This window comes from Spiroplasma sp. Moj (genome assembly GCF_016082285.1).
Lineage (GTDB): Bacteria > Bacillota_I > Bacilli_A > Mycoplasmatales > Mycoplasmataceae > Spiroplasma > Spiroplasma phoeniceum.
In genome coordinates, this window is record NZ_MQTY02000119.1 from 1 (window position 1) to 2896 (window position 2896).

2 protein-coding genes are annotated in these 2896 nt (G+C 24.2%); both read right to left on the minus strand.

The window, feature by feature from the left end:
- Nucleotides 1-834: 834 nt before the first annotated feature.
- A complete protein-coding gene (locus tag BST80_RS04830) occupies nt 835-1863 on the minus strand; it encodes a hypothetical protein (protein WP_415746209.1) in 1029 nt (342 codons plus the stop codon).
- A 131-nt stretch (nt 1864-1994) separates the two neighbouring features.
- A complete protein-coding gene (locus tag BST80_RS04835) occupies nt 1995-2231 on the minus strand; it encodes a hypothetical protein (protein WP_415746210.1) in 237 nt (78 codons plus the stop codon).
- Nucleotides 2232-2896: the final 665 nt, after the last annotated feature.

Below are 2896 nucleotides of genomic sequence, written 5' to 3' on the forward strand. Positions count from 1 at the left end.
TGAATTCATTGGTTAAATCATTCAAAGTATATGGTTTATTGGGTGATTTATTTTCTCAAAATTGATCAATTTTACGATAAAAAGTTGCCAAACTTGTTGTTTTTGGATTAAATTCTTTCATTTTTTACTCTTTTTTGCATATTAAAATTGCTATTATTTAAACAATATGATTAAATAAAAAAATAAATAAATCCTGAAAATATAACAAAAGAACCCTCGTTGGTTCTTTTTTATTATCTATATTTTACATCAAAATAAAAAAAGTAAATTACTTTACTTTTTTCAGTTAAATTAATTTGCTAATAATTAACATTTAAATTATAACACAATAAATAAAAAATAATATCTTTTTTACTCGCCCATTTTTTTAGTAATATATCTCCTAAAAATGAATCTTTAAAAAAATTATCAAAAATATTAGAAAAAATAAAAACTGAAAATAAAACTTCTGAAAAATTTAATAATTTTATACTTATTCCATTTATTAAAATTTACGAAAAATCATTACATAGGATTCGTAATGATTTAGAACATAACGAAATTAATTTGCAAAGTAAAGAAGCAGATGAATATCTACATATTAATTATTTAGTTATAATTTTTTTAATTTTTATTATACATTATTATAAATAAGTAAGTTAAAAAATAAAGACATATTATTTTATTAATGAATAACAAATATTTTTAATGAGAGCCTTGACCATATCTTAAAATTATTTTCTTAATTAACATAATTTTATTAAAAAATATGTTAATATAAAAATATAAGATTTTTTTCTACTTGCATTTACAATTTACATTAAAATAAATAAAAAATGTTATTTAATAACATTTTTAAAACCACGGCTTAAATGGTACATAAAGGCCAAATCAACCATTAATTAAGTCATGAACTGCTTCTATATTAAAATACAACATTACAATTGTTATAACTGTTAAAACTAAAAGTAGTACTAGCACAACAAGTAAAATTATTGCTCAAACTGGTAATTTTCGCTTGCTTGTTTCTTCATAATATTGAAATGGCATTTTTGTTGCATCAATTTTACCCAAAACATTACTATTATTAAAACCATCTGATAGAGCAAAATCAGGTGATGAACTAAAACTTGGTGCTGCATTAAAATCTGGTGTTGGTCCAAAATTTGAATTTCCTTGGCCAAAATCATTTTGACCAGAAAAATTAGCACTACCAAAGTCATTTGTTTGATTAAAATCATGGTTTGTCCCAAAAGGAGTTCCCTCATTAAACGTATCATCAAAATTATCATCAAAATCGTTATTGATTCCCTGTTGTTGTTTCATCAAATTTGGATTCATAATTGCGTAATGACGACCCGAATCTTGCGAATACTGTCTTTTATTAAAATTAGAATCTTGACCAGCAAATTGTTGCTCTACTTCTGGTCCTGCCATTGGAGGATAAGTTAACATTTCGGGATATTGTGACATTTGCGGATAACCCATCATCATTGGAAATTGTGGCATCATTGGATAAGGGAACATTTGCGGATAACCCATCATCGGATTATATGCCCCCATTCCCATCACATTCATTGGATTAGGCATAATAGACATAACAAATGGTTGATAAATAATTGGTTGATAAATTGGTTTATTATGTTGCGGTTTAACTTCTGTTCCATTAATTCCCAAAGTTTTTGAAATGTAAGAAGAATTAAAAGGTGGATTAGTTTTTGTTTTAAAATCGTTTGGATTATCAGGAACTCTAATTGGTTTTGTTAGTGGTGTTACTGGTGCATTTTGGTTTAATAAATTATCATTGCCAAAACTATTGTTATTTTCAAACGAATTAAAATGATTTTCATTTCCACCACTAAATTTTGGATCATTATTATTCATGCTATACCCCTCCATATCAATATGCCCACTTTTCTTATAAATAAATTATATCACATATTTAAGTAAAATTAAAATAAACTATTGTCATAATTATTAGAAAGGTATATAATTATCTACCATTTTATTTAAGTTTAATACCTTGTTTGTTGTTTTTTACTTTGCAAATATTCTTGATCTTTTTCATCAACTTCATTAAAAATATGATAACGATGTTTGTATCAAAATAAATATAAAATAATACCTACAATGATAGCTGAAATTAAATCATTTAACCCTAATAATATAAAATAATAAATATTACTTTGGTCTGTGCCATCCGATAATCCATGTGCTAAGAAATATTCACATAACATTAAAATTGGTAACACAATAAAAGCAGGTAGTAAGAAAAAAGTTTATTTTTTATAAAGATTATAAATAAAGTAATTAAATACGAATTAAAGTAATCGCTTATCAGGGCGATTTTTTTTATTTGCATTATTCATCAGAAGTATCTTTAAAATTAAAAATTAACCTATTTTACCCTACAAACTAGTTAATTTTTATAATTTCCTTTCTGTGATTTATTAGACTTCTTGCATAACCTANTNANNTNANTGTTATTTATTTTTCGTTTTATTTTTATAAAATTTTAAAAATATTTTTTCCTCCTTTAATTTATTTTGGTTATAATTTTTATTTGTCTTAATTAATGAATTTAATGATACCAATAATCTTATTATTTTCAATACCATTTTCATTTTTATTTTTATCTCATTTTTATGCATTTTAATTTTCATATTATTTAAAAACAAATCGATTGCCATTAAATATAAACATAAACAAGAGCATTATATAGCCCAAGTAAATTGAGAATATGTATAAATAATATCAATTGCCCGATTTGCCAACTTAACCCAAATTCACAAGCATATGTGCTCAGATAGAGAAAGAAGGATACTTAACACATGCTTCAAAAGCAACATCCAGCTCGAAAGCAACATACCCTATGCTAAAGGGTATAAGAAAAAAAATGCATACATTTATTATTGGA